Genomic DNA, 283 nt, shown 5'->3' with positions numbered 1-283 from the left:
ATAGGTTTTTGAGCGAATGGTCATCTGTGTTTTCGTGCCGGGCAGGCTGCCCGGGGAGCGGTTATCGTCGTGATAGGTACGGCCCATAATGATGGGCTGGTCGGGGTCGCCATTGAGAAAGTCCACGATGACCTCCTGGCCCACGCGCGGAATGGCCAGATTGCCGAACCCGGCACCCGCCCACGCCTGCGACACCCTTATCCAGCAGGAACTGTCCTCATTCCTCTGATGATAACGGTCCCAATGAAAACGCACCCGCACACGACCATGCTCATCGCAGAAG

At 58.7% G+C, this 283-nt stretch carries 1 protein-coding gene; it reads right to left on the bottom strand.

The annotated features are described in order from the left end of the window. Positions 1 to 283, bottom strand: a 283-nt coding sequence (gene vgrG / locus JTI98_RS01470; protein ID WP_216081848.1) for a type VI secretion system tip protein VgrG, incomplete at both ends; no start/stop codon positions are given.

Origin of the sequence: Citrobacter sp. MGH 55, assembly GCF_016906145.1 — a bacterium.
In the GTDB taxonomy this organism is placed as follows: domain Bacteria; phylum Pseudomonadota; class Gammaproteobacteria; order Enterobacterales; family Enterobacteriaceae; genus Citrobacter_A; species Citrobacter_A amalonaticus.
Note: the sequence above shows the minus strand (reverse complement) of the source record. Positions and strands in the feature narration are given on the sequence as shown.